The 17,184-nt window shown below is 67.9% G+C and carries 13 protein-coding genes and 1 pseudogene; 10 read left to right on the plus strand and 4 right to left on the minus strand.

Features of this window, described 5'->3' with window-relative positions:
- Window positions 1-14: 14 nt before the first annotated feature.
- Genes casI through BST15_RS06475 form a run of 4 tightly spaced genes read right to left on the minus strand, consistent with a single transcriptional unit; the run spans window position 15 to window position 4,771 of the window.
- Window positions 15-1,694: a steroid-22-oyl-CoA synthetase gene (casI, locus tag BST15_RS06460; protein ID WP_083070869.1), complete on the minus strand. Its 1,680-nt coding sequence runs from the start codon at window positions 1,692-1,694 to the stop codon at window positions 15-17.
- A 53-nt stretch (window positions 1,695-1,747) separates the two neighbouring features.
- Complete coding sequence (locus BST15_RS06465) at window positions 1,748-2,509, minus strand: SDR family NAD(P)-dependent oxidoreductase (protein WP_046188655.1); 762 nt, start codon at window positions 2,507-2,509, stop codon at window positions 1,748-1,750.
- Window positions 2,510-2,531: 22 nt separating this feature from the next.
- Window positions 2,532-3,563 (minus strand): phosphotransferase family protein, encoded by a 1,032-nt coding sequence (locus tag BST15_RS06470; RefSeq protein ID WP_046188656.1) that lies wholly within the window; start codon window positions 3,561-3,563, stop codon window positions 2,532-2,534.
- Window positions 3,560-4,771, minus strand: a complete 1,212-nt coding sequence (locus BST15_RS06475) for an acyl-CoA dehydrogenase family protein (RefSeq protein ID WP_046188657.1) — start codon at window positions 4,769-4,771, stop codon at window positions 3,560-3,562. Before BST15_RS06475 ends, BST15_RS06470 begins: the two co-directional genes overlap by 4 nt.
- Window positions 4,772-4,927: 156 nt before the next feature.
- Between BST15_RS06475 and BST15_RS06480 the strand changes: the two genes are divergently transcribed.
- The 10 genes and pseudogenes from BST15_RS06480 to BST15_RS06525 all read left to right on the plus strand — a co-directional run bounded on the left by BST15_RS06480 (window position 4,928) and on the right by BST15_RS06525 (window position 17,006).
- Window positions 4,928-5,839 (plus strand): TetR-type transcription factor C-terminal domain-containing protein, encoded by a 912-nt coding sequence (locus tag BST15_RS06480; RefSeq protein ID WP_046188658.1) that lies wholly within the window; start codon window positions 4,928-4,930, stop codon window positions 5,837-5,839.
- A 3-nt stretch (window positions 5,840-5,842) separates the two neighbouring features.
- Complete coding sequence (locus BST15_RS06485) at window positions 5,843-9,445, plus strand: hydantoinase B/oxoprolinase family protein (protein WP_046188659.1); 3,603 nt, start codon at window positions 5,843-5,845, stop codon at window positions 9,443-9,445.
- Window positions 9,446-9,464: 19 nt separating this feature from the next.
- Window positions 9,465-10,421 (plus strand): ABC transporter substrate-binding protein, encoded by a 957-nt coding sequence (locus BST15_RS06490; RefSeq protein WP_046188660.1) that lies wholly within the window; start codon window positions 9,465-9,467, stop codon window positions 10,419-10,421.
- A 96-nt stretch (window positions 10,422-10,517) separates the two neighbouring features.
- Window positions 10,518-11,177, plus strand: coding sequence for a 5-oxoprolinase subunit B family protein (locus BST15_RS06495; RefSeq protein ID WP_046188661.1), 660 nt, complete (start codon window positions 10,518-10,520; stop codon window positions 11,175-11,177).
- 5 nt (window positions 11,178-11,182) lie between these two features.
- Window positions 11,183-12,079 carry a 5-oxoprolinase/urea amidolyase family protein gene (locus BST15_RS06500; protein WP_046188694.1) on the plus strand — a complete coding sequence of 299 codons (897 nt, stop codon included), beginning with the start codon at window positions 11,183-11,185 and terminating at the stop codon, window positions 12,077-12,079.
- Between the two features lie 10 nt (window positions 12,080-12,089).
- Window positions 12,090-12,635, plus strand: a complete 546-nt coding sequence (locus tag BST15_RS06505) for a GNAT family N-acetyltransferase (protein WP_109370697.1) — start codon at window positions 12,090-12,092, stop codon at window positions 12,633-12,635.
- Between the two features lie 442 nt (window positions 12,636-13,077).
- Entirely contained in the window at window positions 13,078-14,295 is a 1,218-nt protein-coding gene (locus BST15_RS06510) for a sodium-dependent bicarbonate transport family permease (protein WP_046188662.1), read from the plus strand.
- A gap of 227 nt (window positions 14,296-14,522) precedes the next feature.
- Entirely contained in the window at window positions 14,523-15,926 is a 1,404-nt protein-coding gene (locus BST15_RS06515; RefSeq protein WP_046188663.1) for an MFS transporter, read from the plus strand.
- Between the two features lie 85 nt (window positions 15,927-16,011).
- Window positions 16,012-16,317, plus strand: a pseudogene (locus tag BST15_RS06520) (winged helix-turn-helix domain-containing protein); the annotation flags it as partial.
- Complete coding sequence (locus tag BST15_RS06525) at window positions 16,314-17,006, plus strand: sirohydrochlorin chelatase (RefSeq protein ID WP_046188664.1); 693 nt, start codon at window positions 16,314-16,316, stop codon at window positions 17,004-17,006. The pseudogene BST15_RS06520 and the gene BST15_RS06525, both read left to right, overlap by 4 nt.
- The last annotated feature ends 178 nt before the right edge of the window (window positions 17,007-17,184 follow it).

Below are 17,184 nucleotides of genomic sequence, written 5' to 3' on the forward strand. Positions count from 1 at the left end.
CGGGGACCGTTCCGCTACCCCTGATCCCGCAGGTAGCTCTGCCTGCCGTAGGTCGTGAATTCGGCGTCCAGGCAACGCTTGTCGGCGTCGGTCATTCGGGTGTACTCGGGGGCACCCCGGCCGACCCAGCGGTACACCGGCTCGCGCGTGTGCCAACGCTGCAGCTGCAACTCACGCTTGAGCACCTTGTTCGAACCGGTGACCGGCAAGCCCGCCGAGATCCGCAGAAACCGCGGGATGCCCTTGCTGCCCAGATCGGGCTGGGCGGCCAGATATCCGGCGAAGGCCGAGACGTCGAAGCTGTCGGGGTCGGCGACCTCGATGGCGCCCATCACCTGGTCGCCGGAGCGGGAATCGGGAACGGCGTAGACACCGGCACTGATGACCAGCGGATGCCGGCGCAGCACCTGCTCGATGGTCAGGGCGGAGGTGTTCTCGCCGTCGACCCGGATCCAATCGCCCCGCCGGCCGGCGAAATACACGAACCCGGCCTCGTCGAAGTAGCCCAGGTCGCCGGTCCAGTACCACCCGTCGCGAACCTTCTCGGAGTCGGCGGCGTCATTCTTGTAGTAGCCCTCGAAGTTGCGCGCACCCGTCTTGTCGACGATCTCTCCCACCGCGTCGTCGGCGTTGCACACCCTGCCGTGCTCGTCGAGAATCGCGGTGGCGCAGTCGGCCCGGGTCTTCGGATCGACAATCGCGATGCCCGCGTGCGCCGGACGCCCCAGCGCGCCGGGCGGCGCCGCCGGGTCCGGTATCGCGGCGTTGCCGCCCTCGCTGGAGCCGTAGCCCTCATGCAGCACCGCGCCGAAGCGGCGGAGAAACTCGGCCTGGTCCTGCGGGGAGGCCTCGGTGCCGAAGCCGCGAACCAGGGTGTTGTCCCCGTCGTCGGGCCGTTCGGGGGTGGCCAACAGGTAGCCCAGGGCTTTGCCCACGTAGGTGAAATACGTTGCGCCGAAGTAGCGCACGTCGGGCAGGAACTGCGACGCCGAGAACTTCGGCGTCAGACAGATCGTGGCACCGTTGGCCAGTGCGGGCGCCCACAGCGCCATGATCGCGTTGCCGTGGAACAGCGGCATGCAGCAATAGTCGACGTCGGAGCGGACGTGGCCGAATTTGGTGGTGGCCGCTTCGGCGATCCGAACCAGGCGGCCCTGGCTGCACTTGACCGCCTTGGAGGCGCCGGTGGTGCCGGAGGTGAACAGCAACAGCAGCAGCGATTTCGAGCCCACGCCGTCGGCGGTCTCCGGCTCCACCCGGTGCCCCTCGACCAGGGCCGCGTAGCCGGGATCGTCGACGATCAACACGCGCGCGGGGTCCAGGCCGTGATCCAGGCCGCGTAGCCGATCCATGCCCGCGGTGTCGGTGACGATCAGCTGGCAATCCGCGTGCCGGATCTCGGCGGCCATCTCGGCGTCCCCACGGGTGGGGTTGATGCCGACGATGACCGCGCCGCCCAGCGCTCCGGCGCCAAGCCAGAACACGAAGTCCGCAACATTGTCCAGCAGCACGCCGATGTGAAACGGCCCGTCGCGGCGCAGCGCGGCTGCCAGCGCAGCCCGCGCCGCCGACTCCCGAACCACCTGGTCCCAGGTCCAGTCCCGCTGCCGGGTACGCAGTCCCAGATGCTGATCGCCAAGACGGTCAAGCAGCATGCCCGCGATATCAGGCGGGCCATCTCGCCCGGGTTCCATCCGCCGAGGCTAGCGCGAGCCCGTCGCAGGCGGCGGGCGCGGGTCGCGTGGCTTCAGTTGATCGTGAAGCCACCGTCGACGGCGATGGTCTGCCCGGTGACGTAACCGCCGGCATCGGAGGCCAGCCACAGGACCGAGGCCGCGAGGTCCTCGGGGTCCCCCATCTTGCCCAGCACGATTCGGCCAGAAACGCTCTCGAGGTAGCCCGGCCGGTACTGCTCGGTCATCTCTGAAGCGAAGAAGCCCGGCGCGATCGCGTTGACCCGAATGCCCTTGCGCCCACCCCACTGCTGGGCCAGATCCCGGGTCAGACCGATGAGCCCGGCCTTACTGGCTGCGTAGGCCGCCTGCGGCAGACCGGCGGTGGTCAGGCCGAGAATGCTGGAGATGTTGACGATCGACGAGCCCGCCTGCATCACCCGTCCACAGGCCTGGGCCGCCCAGTAGGCGCCGTTGAGGTTGACGTCGATCACCTCGCGGAACTGCTCCGGGGTTTCGCGGGTGGCCGGGTGCGCCGTCCCGATTCCGGCATTGTTGATCAGCACGTCGACCCGGCCGAACCGCTCCGTGGCCGCCTCCACCATTGCCGTGGCGGCGTCGGGGTCCGCGATGTCGGTGGCCACCGGCAGGCCGACCCGGCCCGCGGCCGCCACCAGATCTGCCGCCTGCGCCAGTTTCTCCACGCGCCGCGCCGCCAGCACGACGTCGGCACCGGCCTCGGCGAAAGCCTTGGCGAAGTACACCCCGAGGCCCGAGGATGCCCCGGTCACCACGACGACTCTGCCGTCCATGCGGAACTTGTCCAGTACGCTCACCCGACTCACCTTTCTCGTCTTTTTAGTTCTGCTTCAAAGCTTTTCGTGCCGCGGCGATGAACTCCGGCGTGGCCTGCGCGGCTACATCGGCATTCTGCACGTCTTTGGCACCGTGCTGGGCGCGGTGGGTGATCCCCTTGGCGATGACGCCGATCTTGAAGCTCGCCAACGCCTGGTAGAAGCTCCAGTCGCTCAAGTCGCGGCCGGACAGCTGCGCGTACTGCTCGGCCAGGGCGTCGGCGGACGGCAGGCGCTCGCTGGTCCAGGCCGCGGGGTGGCCGAAGACCAGGTCGAACGCCGGCGACCGGTAGGCACACATCAGTGCGATGTCGGTGAGCGGATCACCGAGGGTGGACAGCTCCCAGTCCACCACCGCCCGGATCCGGTCCGCGTGCTCCGGATCGCAGATCGTGTTGTCGATGCGGAAATCTCCGTGCACCACCGAGGGCTGGGAGGTCTGCGGGATGCTCTCGCTGAGGGCAGCGGCCAGTTTCTCGACGTCCTCGGAGAGTGCGGCATCGGCCTCGCCGGTCTTGACCAGGTCCCACTGCCGGGCCCACAGGCGCACCTGGCGCTCCAGGAATCCGTCGGGCCTGCCGAAGGATTCGAGGCCGACGGCGCGATAGTCCACCGCATGAAGGTCCACCAGGACCCGAACCAGCGCCGAGGCGTTGGCCGCCAATTCCGCGTCCGTCAGGGAATCCAGGTCGTCCTTGTGCCGATAGACCCGGCCGGTCACGAACTCCGTCACGGTCAGCGGGGCACCGCAGACCACGCCTTCGGCGTCCAGCGCGACGGGCCGGGCGATCGGAACTCCGGTGCCGTAGAGCTTGTCGGTAACGACGAACTCGCGGCCCACATCGTGCGCCGAGGGAGTGAGCCCGCCCAGCGGTGGGCGGCGCACCACCCACGCCGATGCTTCGTCGCTGACCTTGAAGGTGAGGTTCGACCGGCCACCGGCGATCAGTTCGACCGTGAGCTCACCTGCGACGGGGACGCCGTGCGCGACCAGGTACTGCCGCAGGGCGACCGGATCCAGCGCTTGGACCGTCACCGGGCGGCGTCCTTGCGCGCCCGCCGCGCCGCACCGATCCGCCGCTTGGCGATGGCCCAGCGGTGCACCTCGGACGGGCCGTCGTACACCCGGAACGGGCGCACCTCGCGGGAGAGCCGAGCCGGCGGCAGATCCTCGGTGACGCCCAGCGCGCCGCACATCTGCACGCTGCGATCGACGATCCGGAAGATCGCCTCGGCGGCGAAGGTCTTGGCGATCGACGTCGCATCGCCGGCGTTGCCGCCCTGATCCAGTTCCCAGCACGCCCGCACCAGCAGCGACCTGGTGGCGGCGATGTCGATCTCGTTGTCGGCCACCATGTTCTGGATCATGCCCAGATCACCCAGCGCCGACCCGAACGCCTCGCGCGTGACGATGTGCGACAACGCGGTGTCATGGCCGCGACGCGCGGCGCCGAGCCATCGCATGACGTGCGTCATGCGCGCCGGCCCCAGTCGGACCTGGGCGTATTCGAAACCGCGGTCCACCTCACCCAGCACCGCCTCGTCGGGCACCCGGACGTCCTCGAAGAACACCTCGCAGTGCCCGCCCACCATGGAGCGGTCCAGGGTCGGGATGTGTCGCCCGACGGTCAGGCCCGGGGTGTCGGCGGGCACCAGAAACATGGTGGCCCCGCCGCGCTGGCCGGCCTCGCCGGAGGTCCGGGCCATGACGATGAAGAATCCGGCACCGTCGGCGCCGGTGATGTACCACTTGCGGCCGTTGATGTACCAATCCCCGGAGCGGCGTTCGGCGGTGGTCGCCAGCGCCGCCGGATCCGAGCCCGCGCCCGGCGCAGGTTCGGTCATGGCGAAGGCAGACCGCACCTCGCCGGCCGCCAGCGGCGCAAGGTAGCGAGCCTTCTGATCGGGACTGGCCACCTCGGCCAGCAGGTGCACGTTGCCCTCATCGGGGGCGGCGATGTTGACCGCCGACGGGCCGAACAGGGAATAGCCGGCAGCCTCGAACACCGGCGCGCGGTCGGACATGTTCAGCCCCAGCCCGCCGTACTCGACGGGCGCGTGCGGCGCGAACACGCCCGCGTCGCGGGCTGCGGCCTGCAGTTCCTTGACCGTGGCGTCCCCGCCCGCGGCAGCGATGTCGCCACCGTGTCGGTCTTCGACCGGCAGAACCACCTCTTCGATGAATGCCTGCGTTTTCTCGACCAGCGCCGTCACGTCCGGCGAATAGCTCAACTCGATCGCCATGTCACCCCATCACCCACTCGCATTGACCGACCGATCACTCGGCCCGAACACTACGGACTGTGACACAGAGGAGCATTTGCCGTCAAAAAACGGCGTACTGGCACCACCTCCGCTCCGGTATAGTTCAGTATTCCTGAACAACAGTGGAGGTGACCGGTGGCAGATTCGGCGCAGTGCGGGACCGCGATCCGCGCCGCACGCCGCGCCCGGGGCCTAACCGTCCGCGAACTCGCGCAGTGCCTTCGGGTCAGCCCCGCCACGGTCAGTGCGATCGAGAACGGCAAGACCGGGATCTCGGTTTCGCGGCTTCAGGAGTGCGCCGGGGCGCTCGGTGTGACTCCGGCCCAGATCCTCGCCGGCACCGTCGCCCGCCACCCGGCCACTCTGCACAGCGCGCAGGACCGCGACGCCGCCGCAGACCCCCGCGACTGGCGACGCTTTCCGCCCCTTTCGCTCGACGGCGTGCTGGCCGCGGCCATCGACGCCTTCGTTCAGACCGGCTACCACGGCAGCACCATGCGGGACATCTCCGCCCGCGCCGGGATGAGCGTTCCCGGGATCTACCACCATTACCCCGACAAACAGACCCTGCTGGTCGCGATCCTCGATCTGACCATGACCGAACTGCACTGGCGCGTCGACGCCGCCCGCGCCGAGGCCACGTCCGGCCTCGATGAGGTGCGCCTGGCCGTAGAAGCCTTGGCGTTGTTCCACACCCACCGCCAGAAGCTGGCGTTCATCGGAGCCAGCGAGATGCGCAGCCTTAACACCGCCAATCGCCAACGGATCGCTGACTCGCGAAATCAGCTGCAGCACATGCTCGACGCAGCCATCGACCGTTGCGCTCGAGAGTGCGCCGTAGACGTCGGCGACATTCTGAACCGCCGGATCGCCGGACGCGCCATCACGACCATGTGCACCTCACTGCCGCAGTGGTTCAACGCCGACGGGCCCGCCACGCCGGAGGAGACCGCACGCACCTATGCCGATTTCGCGGTCGCACTGCTCACCGGGCCCAGCAGCGCCGGACTGCCTTCCCCGCCCCCGCCCATCGACGGCAGAATGTGACCCGTGTCGGGTACATGGCAGTTCTGGATCGACCGGGGCGGCACGTTCACCGACATCGTGGCGCGTCACCCCGATGGCCACCTACTCACCCACAAGCTCCTCTCGGAGAACCCGGGCCACTACCGCGACGCGGCCGTGGCCGGAATCCGCGCACTGCTGCGCCTTGACGACGGCGCACCGATTCCCGCCGGACTGATCGAATCGGTGCGAATGGGCACCACGGTGGCCACCAATGCCCTGCTTGAGCGCGCCGGTGAGCGCACCCTGCTGATCATCACGCGTGGGTTCGGCGACGCACTGCGGATCGCCTATCAGAATCGGCCGCGCATCTTCGACCGGCACATCGTGGCCCCCGAGCAACTCTACGAACGCACCATCGAGGTCGACGAGCGCATCGCGGCCGACGGAACCGTGCTGCGGGCACCCGATCTGGAGGCCCTGGCCGGGCCACTGCGCGACGCCCACGCCGACGGTATCGGCGCCTGCGCGGTGGTGTGCCTGCACAGCTACCGCAATGCCGCTCATGAGAAGGCGATCGCCGAACTCGCCCGCCGAATCGGCTTCAGCCAGGTCTCCCTGTCGTGCGAGGCCAGTCCACTGCCCAAGTTGATTCCCCGTGGCGACACCGCCGTCGTCGATGCCTACCTTTCGCCGGTACTGCGCCGCTACGTGGCACAGGTCGCCGACCAGCTGACCGACGTGCGGCTGATGTTCATGCAGTCCAACGGGGGATTGGCGGCAGCGGATCACTTCCGCGGCAAAGACGCGATCCTGTCCGGGCCCGCCGGCGGGATCGTCGGCATGGTCCGCATGTCCGCGCTGGCCGGCTTTGACGCGGTGATCGGATTCGACATGGGCGGGACGTCCACCGACGTGTCGCACTACAGCGCGGCCACCGGCGGATACGAGCGGGTGTTCACCACCGAGGTGGCCGGGGTGCGGCTGCGGGCGCCGATGCTGCACATTCACACCGTCGCCGCCGGCGGCGGCTCGATTCTGCATTTCGACGGAAGTCGGTACCGGGTGGGCCCGGAGTCCGCCGGCGCGGACCCGGGACCGGCCAGCTACCGGCGCGGCGGTCCGCTGACCGTCACCGACGCCAACGTCATGCTCGGGCGGATCCAGCCCGCCCACTTCCCGGCGGTGTTCGGCGAGGCCGGCGACCAGCCGCTGGACGCCGCGACCGTCGAACGGTCCTTCGCCGCCCTGGCCGCCGAGATCCACAGCGCCACCGGTGACGAGCGCAGCCCCGAACAGGTGGCCGAAGGATTCCTGCGCATCGCGGTGGCGAACATGGCCAATGCCGTCAAGAAGATCTCGGTGGCCAAGGGCCATGACATCACCCGGTATGCGCTGACCACCTTCGGCGGAGCCGGCGGCCAGCACGCCTGCGCGGTCGCCGACGAACTCGGGATCCGCACCGTGCTGGTCCCGCCCATGGCCGGCGTGCTCTCCGCCCTGGGGATCGGACTGGCCGACACCACCGTGATCCGTGAGCGCGCGATGGAGATCCCGCTGGACGCCGGGGCGCTCGACGAATTGCACCACGTGGCCGACGACCTGGAACGGCAGGCGCGCACCGAGCTTGCGGCCCAGGATGTCTCGCCCGAGCGAATCCAGGTCGTCCGCCGTGTGCACCTGCGCTACCAGGGCACCGACACCCCGATTCCCGTCGAGCTCGGTGGCCTGACCGCGATGACGACGGAGTTCTACGACAGCCATCGCAGCATGTACTCCTTTCTGATGGAACGCCCGCTGGTCGCCGAGGCGGTGGCCGTGGAGGCAACCGGCCTCACCACGCAACCCGAGCTGTTCTCGCCAGATGCCGGCACCAGATCCGCCCGCAGTAGCGAGGTGGTGAGCCTGTATACCGGCGGCGCCTGGCGCGATGCACCGCTGTATCAGCGGGAGTCGATCACCGGCGTGGTGACCGGGCCGGCGATCATCGCCGAGGACAACGCCACCACCGTGGTCGACGACGGCTGGCAGGCGCAGATGACTGCCGACGGGCAATTGGTCTTGCAGCGGCTCAGCACGACCGCACCGGCGCGCGCGGGCACCGCGGCCGATCCGGTCCTGCTGGAGATCTTCAACAACCTCTTCATGGCCATCGCCGAGCAGATGGGCGCCCGATTGGAGGCCACCGCCCAGTCGGTGAACATCCGCGAGCGGCTGGATTTCTCCTGCGCGCTGTTCGACGCGCACGGCAATCTGGTGGCCAACGCACCGCATATCCCGGTGCACCTGGGATCGATGGGCGCGACCGTCAAGGAGGTGATCGCACGCAGGGCATCGACCATGCGGCCCGGTCAGGTCTACGCGGTCAACGATCCCTACCACGGCGGCACGCACCTGCCCGACATCACCGTCGTCACTCCCGTGTACGCCGCAGGTGCCACCGCCGGTGATCCGGTGTTGTTCTTCGTCGCCTCACGCGGTCACCACGCCGAGATCGGCGGCACCACACCCGGTTCCATGCCTGCGGACAGCCGTTCGGTCGTCGAGGAAGGCGTACTGTTCGACAACTGGCTGTTGGTCGATGACGGGCAGTTCCGCGAAGAGGCGACCCGGGAACTACTGGCGGGTGCCGCGTTCCCCTCACGCAGCCCGGAGACCAACCTCGCCGATCTGCGGGCACAGATCGCCGCCAACCGCAAGGGCATCGACGAGATCCATTCCATGATCTCCCATTTCGGCCTGGAGGTCGTCCAGGCGTATATGGGCCACGTCCAGGACAACGCCGAGGAAGCCGTCCGCCGGGTCATCGATTCCCTCGATGACGGCCAGTTCCGGTATGAGATGGATTCCGGCGCAACCATCGCGGCGCGGGTCGCCGTCGACCGCGCGGCGCGCAACGCCATCATCGACTTCGACGGAACTTCCGCACAACTGTCGTCTAATTTCAATGCGCCGTCCTCGGTGGCCACCGCCGCGGTGCTCTACGTCTTCCGAACTCTGGTGGCCGACGACATTCCGATCAATGACGGTTGCCTGCGCCCCTTGCAGATCAGGATCCCGGCCGACACGCTGTTGTCGCCGGCTTACCCGGCCGCTGTTGTCGCCGGCAACGTCGAGACCTCCCAGGCCGTCACCGGCGCCTTGCTGGCTGCGCTGCGTGTGCAGGCCGAAGGCTCGGGGACCATGAACAACGTCACGTTCGGCAACGCCGGCCACCAGTATTACGAGACCCTCGGCTCCGGCTCCGGTGCGGGCCAGGGTTACGACGGCGCCTCGGTGGTGCAGACCCACATGACCAATTCGCGGCTGACCGACCCCGAGATCCTGGAGATGCGCTTCCCGGTCTTGCTGCGCGAGTTCTCGATTCGCCGCGGCAGTGGCGGGGCGGGACGTTGGCGCGGTGGTGACGGCGGGCTGCGGCGAATCGAGTTCCTCGAGCCGATGACGGTCAGCGTGCTCACGGGGCACCGGCGAGTTGCGCCCTACGGAATGGCAGGCGGCCAGGCCGGAGAGTTGGGCCGTAACCGGGTGGAACGCGCGGACGGCACCGTGACCGAGCTGGCCGGATGCGATTCCACCGACCTGAAACCCGGTGACGTGCTGGTGATCGAGACCCCGGGCGGCGGCGGATATGGCGAGCCCGCCTGATCGGAGTTAATCTCACGCGATGTCCGACCAGTGGAGCCGGCGGGGGTTCTTGGGCCTCTGTGGCGCAGCCGGCGCCGCCGCGCTGCTGACCTCCTGCTCATCGAACAAGCACGGCAACGACGCGGCGCCCGGGCCGGTCACCATCACGCACCTCTTCGGCGAGACGACCGTTCCAGAGCCTCCGCGCCGGGTGGTCTGCGCCGGTTACACCGGGCAGGACGACCTGTTGGCGCTGGGCGTGGTCCCGATCGCGGTCACCGAATGGTTCGGCGATCAGCCCTTCGGGGTCTGGCCGTGGGCGCGGCGCCAGCTCGGGGATGCCAAGCCGGCAGTGCTGACTTTGGCCGACGGGATCGCCATCACGCCGATCGCCGACCTCAAGCCCGATCTGATCATCGCCACGAACGCCGGCGTGGACGCCGAGACCTATAAGAAGCTGTCGGCGATCGCACCGACCGTGCCGCAGTCGGGCGGCCCGAACGCGCAGGCCTTCTTCGAACCCTGGAAGGTTCAGGCCGCCGCCATCGGCACAGCGGTGCATCGCGGTCAGCAGATGCAGTCGCTGGTCGACGGCGTCGACGCCGCGTTCACCGCTGTCGCCGCCGCGCACCCCGGCTTCGCCGGGAAGAAGGTGCTGTTGCTGGACGGGCGCCTCGACCGGGGCGCGGCGAGCGTCGCCACCGGCTGGCGAACGGCATTTCTGGGCCAGATGGGGTTGACCGTCGCCGAGGCTCCGCCGCTGATCGAACAGGACCGGCTCGGGCCGACACTGCGCAACGCTGACGTGCTGATCTGGACCACCGAGAGCGACGACGAGCGCTCGGCGTTGTTGGCTGACCCCGAGATCGCCGCGTGTGAGTCGCGCTCCGTCTTCACCACCAAGGAACAGGCCGGCGCCATCGCGTTCGCCTCGCCCCTGAGCTATCCGGTGGTGGCCGCAGAACTGCCGGCGCTCATCGCGACGATCACCGGTTAGGCCCAACTCTGGACGTTCGGTAAGACCCCTCTGGCAGCCCTCGCAGAATTGTGTTCTACATCACTATTCGGCGGGATCGGGGGCTACCGTCGTGGCATGAGCGTGGCATTGGAATTCCCCCCTTTCACCAAGACCGACGCGATCCTCGACTACGGCGACAGCGCCCTGCTGCTGCAGTTCGACTCGACCACAGACGTCCTGTCCTGGACCGCGGCGCTGCATTCGGCCGCCTTGCCCGGAGTCGTCGACATCGTCCCGGCGTCGCACACCGTGTTGGTCAAGCTGGCCGCCCCTCGCCATCTGGCGGGCATCCGGCATCGCCTGACGCACCTGAGCGTCGACACCGACGCCAGTGCGGCCCGCGCCCCGCACCGCCCCGCCGATGTGGTGATCGACGTCATTTTTGACGGGCCGGACCTGACCGAGGTGGCGCAGCACACCGGCCTGAGTGTCGCCCAGATCATCAACGCCCACACGGCCACGCCATGGTTGGTCGGGTTCGGTGGATCCACACCGGGGTTCGCCTACCTTCTCGGCGGAGATCCGCGACTGCAGGTTCCGCGCCGGGCCGAGTTGCGTGCCGCGGTCCCGGCCGGCTCGGTCGCGCTGGCCGGCCAGTTCAGCGGTATCTATCCGCGTCAGTGGCCGGGCGGCTGGCAGGTCATCGGCCACACCGACGCGGTCCTGTGGGACCTGGACCGGCCCCACCCGGCGCTGTTGACACCGGGCCTGTCCGTACAGTTTCGGGCCGCGTGACCGCCATGACGACCTCACTGGAGATTCTGCACACCGGCCCCTTGGCCCTGGTCGAGGATCTGGGCCGGGCCGGCCTCGCACACCTGGGCGTGAGCACCTCCGGCGCAGCCGACCGTCGCTCGCACAAGCTGGCAAACCGGCTCCTGGCCAACCCCGACGATCGGGCCACCATCGAAGTGGCCTTCGGCGGGTTTTCCGCGCGGGTCTGCGGCGGGGACGTCGACATCGCCGTCACCGGTGCCGACACCGACCCCCAGGTCGATGGAGTCACTTTCGGCACCAACAGCATCCAGCGGGTCCGCCGGGGTCAGGTGGTGTCGCTGGGCACCCCCCGATCAGGCCTGCGTAGCTACCTGGCAGTTCGCGGTGGCATTGAGGTCGCGCCGGTGCTGGGTTCACGCAGTTACGACGTGATGGGCGAGATCGGCCCCGCTCCGTTACGCGACGGCGACGTAGTGCGGATCGGCGAACGCACTGGCCACTATCCCGAGATCGACCAGGCGCCGGTGGCGACCATCACCGACGATGTGGTCGAGTTGCGGGTCACGCCCGGGCCGCGCGATGACTGGTTCGTCGACCCGGACATCATGGTGCGGACCAACTGGCTGGTGAGTAACCGCAGCGACCGCGTCGGCATGCGCCTGGTGGGAATGCCACTGGAATACCGTTGGCCCGAAAGGCAATTGCCCGCAGAGGGCACCGACCGGGGGGCCATCCAGATCCTGCCGAACGGTTTCCCGATCATCCTGGGCCCCGACCACCCGGTGACCGGCGCCTACCCGGTGATCGGCGTCGTCGTCGATGACGACATCGACACGCTGGCTCAGGTCCGACCGGGACAGACCGTGCGGATGCACTGGTCGCGACCGCGCCAGCACCCCGCGCCGCATTCCACCTGGTAGGAAGGCCCGAGTGCCCGGCCAGCTGCACACCGCCCGGTTGATCCATACCAGCGATCTGGACGATGAGACCCGTCGCGGCGCGCAGCGGCTGGTGACGGAGGCCTCCGGCGGCACCCTCTCCGACGCCGACTGGCAGCACGCGCTCGGCGGTATGCACGCCCTGATCTGGCATCACGGCACCCTGATCGCCCACGGTTCGGTGATTCGGCGTCAGCTCCTCCACCGCGGCAGGTCCCTGCGCTGCGGTTATGTCGAAGCCGTCACGGTGGCCGCCGAACATCGCGGACGCGGCCTGGCCACCGCCGTCCTGCAGGCATGCGAGCAGGTGATCCGGGGCGCCTTCGAACTCGGAGCGCTCAGCTCGCCGGGCATCGGCCACCGGCTCTACACCGCGCGCGGATGGTTGCTGTGGCGCGGAGCGACGTCGGTGCTCTCACCCACCGGACCGGTCCGGACCCCCGAGGCCGACGGCTCTGTGTTCGTGATGCCGGTCGGCATCGATCTGGACACCGGCGCGGCGCTCGCCTGCGACTGGCGCGACGGCCACGTCTGGTAGCCCACGGTGAACGTCCGATAGACGGCTGGTGCACGCCGGGTGTCCGCGCGGTAGACCCTCCGGGACGCCCGCATCGCCGGCTCGTTCATAAGAATCACCCGTGCGATCGGGTCACCGCATGGATTATTCATTAACTTAATGGTGCGCTTCGCTCACCCGGGAACCTGCTGTGAGCCACCCGGCTGAGGTTCGCTTTTCTCCAGAGGCGTGGCAATCGCGGCGTTGAGCTGCACGTTCGCGGCGCCAGATCCCCACGGGCACAACGCACCCAGCATGCCGACGGCACAGGCCGGGAGGCACGAATTACTGACTCCCTGCCACTCTGCTGCCAATCGCTTCCAGGGGCCGACTTCGACAAGACGCCCGACAAAACGGCACCTATGGTGTGACCGTCGCGGGCTTGCCCTGGCCCTGTACGCGAAACCCCTGGAGAGAAACCCTCATGCTGTACGAGTTCTGGCACAACTTCACCCACAACTTGTTCAAGCCCTTGCTGCTTTTCTTCTACATGGGGTTCCTCATCCCACTGCTGCGGATCAAGTTCGAATTCCCTCAGGTGCTCTATCAGGGCCTCACTTTGTATTTGCTGCTGGCCATCGGCTGGCGCGGCGGTGAAGAGCTCGCCATGCTCGACGCCTCGAGCATCGGCAGTGTTCTGGGATTCATGGTGCTGGGTTTCTTCACCAACCTGACCATCGGATTCATCGCCTACGGCCTGCTCTCGCGAATGACACGTATGCGCCGGATCGATCGGGCCACCGTGGCCGGCTACTACGGTTCGGACTCGGCCGGCACGTTCGCGACCTGCGTGGGGGTGCTCGCCACGTTGGATATCGTCTTCGACGCATACATGCCGGTGATGCTGGCGGTGATGGAGATCCCGGGCTGCATGGTGGCCCTCATTCTGGTCGCGCGGATTCGGGAGCGCGGAGTGGATGCGCTGGGCAATATGGCCGACGAGCCCGGCTACACCCGGCAGGCCAGTCGACAACTCGTCGGGGCCGCCCAGGTGGGCGGAAGCGCCGCCACGCGGCGCACCCAAGGAGTTCAGGACGAGATCGACCTGTCACGGGAAAAGTTGGAGCACAACGGGTCAGGTACTACCGCGGCTTCTCCGACTTCGGTGCCGAGCACTCGTGCACTGGTGCGCGAAGTGCTGCTCAACCCGGGACTCTTCTTGCTGTTCGGTGGGATCATGATCGGCTTTGTCAGTCGCCTGCAGGGCGCCTCCGTCATCGAGGACGACGATCGTGTCTTCGTTACGGCCTTCCAAGGGATGCTCTGCCTGTTCCTGCTTGAGATGGGCATGACGGCGTCACGCAAGCTCCAGGATCTCCGCAGCGCGGGTCGTGGACTGATCGCCTTCGGACTGTTGGCTCCGAACCTGTTTGCGATCAGCGGGATCATCCTCATCCATGTCTATGCCCTGCTCACCGGCACCCACTTCGAGACCGGCAGCTACGTCTTGTTCGCGGTGCTGTGCGGCTCGGCGTCCTACATCGCGGTACCCGCGGTTCAGCGTGCGGCCATTCCCGAGGCCAGTCCGACCGTGCCACTTGCCGCCTCGCTGGGACTCACGTTCTCCTACAACGTGACCATCGGAATTCCGCTGTATCTCCAATTCGCGAAGGCCTTCGACGGCTGGTTTCCAGTCAGCTGACAGACGTTTCCAACCGAACGCAACGCTTCGGCGAGGGGCGGGTCAACCAGGCGAAATACGCTGCGCCTGACACGAATACGTGACGCGTACCACTCGCGACCCGGCGCTCCAACTCATTTTCAGGTTCCGCTCCGCTGCTTGCCAGATCGGCTCGGTAGGTTCGCACTCCGTCCATCGTGATGCGAGATTCTTCGTGTGGCGGTGGCCCCGGAGCCCGAGGAGACCGTATGACGAAGCGCCACATCAGCAATTTCGATCCGGAGGACGGCGCGGCGTGGGAGGACGGCAATGCCGCGATCGCACGACGCAACCTCATCTGGTCGACCGCCAGTACGCATGTCGCGTTCTCCATCTGGTCGCTGTGGTCGGTGGTCGTGCTGTTCATGCCCGAATCCGTGTACGGCATCAAAGCCGGTGACAAGCTGCTGCTGGCGGCGGTCGCCACCCTGATCGGTGGATGCGCCCGCGTTCCCTATGTGCGCGCAAACGCAAAGTTCGGTGGCCGGGATTGGGCGGTGTTCTCCTCGCTGATTCTGCTGATCCCCACCGTGGGGACGCTGCTGTTGCTCGTCAATCCCGGTAAACCACTCTGGATGTACATGGTGTGCGCAGCGTTGACCGGATTGGGTGGCGGCAACTATGCCGCGGCGCTGGCCAACGTCGACGCCTTTTACCCGCAACGCCTCAAAGGAATCGCTCTTGGGCTGTGCGGCGGTATCGGCAACCTCGGGGTCGCGGCCATCCAACTTGTCGGCCTGGTGGTCCTGGCCACCGTCGGCAACACCAAACCCGAATTGGTTTGCGCAATCTACCTGGTGCTGCTGGCCGTGGTCGGCGTCTGCTCAGCGCTGTGGATGGACAACCTCGACCACGGCCGGCAAGAGGTGGGCGGAATCCGCTCGATTCTGTCGGTCCCCGACAGCTGGATCGTGTCGGCGTTGTACTGCGCAGCATTCGGTTCGTTCATCGGATTCGCCTTCGCCTTCGCCCAGGTACTGCACGCCACCTTCGAGAAGGCCGGCCACAGCCCCGCCGAGGCAGCGCTCTACGCCGCCCGAATCGCCTTCCTGGGACCGCTGTTGGGCGCCTTGTCTCGCATCTACGGCGGCCGGGTAGCCGACCGCCGCGGCGGCGGTCGGGTCACCCTGGTGGTGTTCCTCGGCATGATCGTGGCCTCCGCGGTGCTGGTCATCACGAGCACCATCGATGACCACAACAGCCGCGCGTCCACATCGACGATCGTGTTCTACATCGTCGCGTTCATGGTGCTGTTCTTTCTGGCCGGGATGGGAAACGGGTCGGTGCTAAAGATGATCCCGTCGATCTTCGAGGCCCGCAGCCGTTCACTGGACGGCAGTGAGGCCGAGCGTCGCCACTGGGCACGTTCGCATTCCGGCGCATTGATCGGGTTCTCCACCGCGGTAGGAGCGCTCGGCGGGGTGGCGATCAACCTGATCCTGCGGCAGGCATACGCCAGCTTCGCAAGCGAGACGCCGGCGTTCTGGGTGTTCCTGGCCTCTTACTGCGCGGCTGCGGGATTGACCTGGGTGATGTACGTCCGCCGCCCTCCGCTGGATCGACGAGCCCAGCGCGCCGCCGTCGCGCGGGACACCGAGAAGGTATCGGCGTGATCGACGCCACTGGCCCGATCGAGCAACCGTTCGGAAATCGGTCGGTAACACCGCTGACATGGAGTGGAGCTAAATGTTGTACATGAGTACCGCCGTTAATGCCGCAGGTCACCGCATCGTGATCGAGGAGAGCCGGGTCCTGGTCGACGGCGTGGTGATGCCGGTCTCGCCCGCTGGCCTGGCCGCCCTGCGCATGCTGGCACAGCGTCCGGGCCACGTGGTTGCTCGCGACACGCTGCTGCGGGCGCTCCCGGGCCGCAGCACCAGCACGCACGCGGTCGAATCCGCGGTACTGCGGTTACGAAACGCGCTCGGTGACAGCCAGATCGTCGCCACCGTGGTCAAACGCGGGTACCGGTTGGCGGTCGACAGCGAGCAGGGCGCCGCGTGATCCCAGTCCTGGTCGCGCATGGCACCCGGGCCCCCGAGGGCATCGTCATGATCGGAGAGCTCGCCGAACGCGTGGGATCGGTGTTGGCGCAACCGGTCCGGGTGGCGTTCGTCGACGTGCTGGGACCCAGTCCGGCAGAAGTCCTTGCCGCGGAGGCCGGCAGCGGCCGTCCGGCTGTTCTGGTGCCCGCTTTCCTGGCGCGCGGCTACCACGTCCGGGTCGACGTACCCACCCACGTGGCCGCCAGTGGACACCCGGACGTCACCCTCACTCCGGCGCTCGGACCCGACCCACGCGTGGCCGCGGTGGTCGCCGCTCGGCTGATCGAATCTGGCTGGCGTGCTGGAGATTCGGTGATTCTCGCGGCAGCCGGATCATCGGACCCCGCGGCGCGTAACGACCTGATCCAGGCCACGGAGATGCTGTCCGCGCTGATCGATTCGCCCGTCGAACTGGCATTCGCGGCCACCGGCGGACCCCGTGTCAGCGAGGCCGTGGCGTGCCTGCGCAGCCGCCGAGCAGGCCGCGTTGTGGTGGCGTCGTACCTGTTGGCCGACGGCCTGTTCCAGCGCCGGCTGCATGACGCAGGTGCAGATCTGGTGACCAAGCCGCTCGGCACTCACCCCGGGATCGCACGGATCGTCGCCGACCGATTCATCACGGCTCAGCCGCCCATCTCGGTGCGCTGAGCCTGCCCTGTCGAATGCCCCTGCCGGGCGCCCCATCCCGGGTCGGCCGCCGCGCACCCAGGGGCGCCTTCCGCGCGTCGTGAGTCGATGCCTGCAACGCCGCTGACCAGGTGCGTGAGGAGAAGTTCACGAGCGGGTCATTTCGGGCAGCACGGCGGTAACGAAAGATTTCTACCGT

It is taken from the genome of Mycolicibacter arupensis (assembly GCF_002086515.1).
GTDB classification, from domain to species: domain Bacteria; phylum Actinomycetota; class Actinomycetes; order Mycobacteriales; family Mycobacteriaceae; genus Mycobacterium; species Mycobacterium arupense.